This window comes from Oleiphilus sp. HI0061, from assembly GCF_001635675.1.
The window spans coordinates 1-1,195 of record NZ_LWFE01001644.1 but is presented as its reverse complement, the minus strand read 5'-3'; the positions used below and the strand labels follow the sequence as shown (position 1 = coordinate 1,195).

Below are 1,195 nucleotides of genomic sequence, written 5' to 3'. Positions count from 1 at the left end.
CATATCCACCTGATTAACCAACTCACCAGAACCGTTAAAGATACTTACCTTTAATGAACCTGTACTGGCTTCAAGATCAACCAATCCACTAATTGTTCCGTCTGCCGCCATGGGAGCTTCAGTACCTGGCACCAAAACCGTTCGCCCAACCATTGCAGAAGCCTGCAAAGCCTGACTAGACTGATACTGGGTTGCAAAACTTTCTACTTGCGAACTTAGTTTCTGCATTTCTTCAAGAGAGCTAAACTCTGCTAACTGAGAAATGAACTCACCATTATCTTGAGGGTCCAGCGGGCTTTGATTCTCCATCTGGGCAATCATCAACTCCATAAACTCATTCTGACCTAGATCAGACGAACCTTGTGTTTTGGTCGTCGGTTCATAGCGGTAGTCTGATAAAGCATCAGCAGAAGACACCGTTGTATTTATATCTGTCATAAGATTTAGCCCCTTACTGACCTAGCGTTAACAAACGCTGCATCATTGTTTTTGCCGCATCCATTACATCAATATTGGTTTGAAAGCTTCGAGAAGCAGAAAGCATGTCAGCCATCTCTTCAACGACATTTACATTCGGGTACATCACATATCCCTGCTCATCAGCCAACGGGTGGTCAGGCTGGTAACGCATATCCAAAGGTGCATCACTTTCAACAATCCCTTTTACTTCAACACCTACCGACTCAGGCGTCTGCTGTAAGAAATCCCCACCAACTGCCTGGCGCATGGCATCTTCTTGGACAGCCGAAAAGATGGGCTTTCGGGCGCGATATACTTCATCAATACTACTTGCCGCACTGTCTGCATTAGCAATATTACTAGCAGTGGTATTCAAGCGAATAGATTGAGCAGCCATGCCGGATCCGGCAATATCAAAAATCTGACTAAGAGACATATTTATTCACCCCGAATCGCATTGGTTAGTGACTTGAACTTGCCATTCAAAAACTGGAAGCTGGATTGGTATTGCAAGGTATTCTTCATAAACTCTGCCATTTCTTCTTGGGTATCAACGGTATTACCGTCAACAGATGGCTGGCTGGGCGTTCGATAAAGCAACTCATTGCTTCCGCTCGAGTTAGCATGAGGCAAGTGCTGTCCGTTCGTGGTCGCCATCTCGAGAGACTTTGCGCCTCCCTGGCTAGCCATTTCATTACCCAGGACCGCTTTGAAGTCTATATCTCTTGCCTTAAAT

At 45.5% G+C, this 1,195-nt stretch carries 3 protein-coding genes; all 3 read right to left on the bottom strand.

What is annotated here, in order from left to right; all coding sequences use genetic code 11:
* On the bottom strand, nt 1-438 hold a 438-nt coding region (locus tag A3735_RS25380), incomplete at its 3' end, for a flagellar hook capping FlgD N-terminal domain-containing protein (RefSeq protein WP_304440024.1).
* Nucleotides 439-451: 13 nt separating this feature from the next.
* Nucleotides 452-895: a flagellar basal body rod protein FlgC gene (gene flgC / locus A3735_RS25375; RefSeq protein ID WP_068508971.1), complete on the bottom strand. Its 444-nt coding sequence runs from the start codon at nt 893-895 to the stop codon at nt 452-454.
* 2 nt (nt 896-897) lie between these two features.
* The coding region (gene flgB, locus A3735_RS25370; RefSeq protein ID WP_068638871.1) for a flagellar basal body rod protein FlgB at nt 898-1,195 on the bottom strand (298 nt) is incomplete at its 5' end.

Excerpts from the sequence above, each read along its gene's own strand:
- flgC (WP_068508971.1), bottom strand. The coding sequence starts at position 895 with ATGTCTCTTAGTCAGATTTTTGATATTGCCGGATCCGGCATGGCTGCT.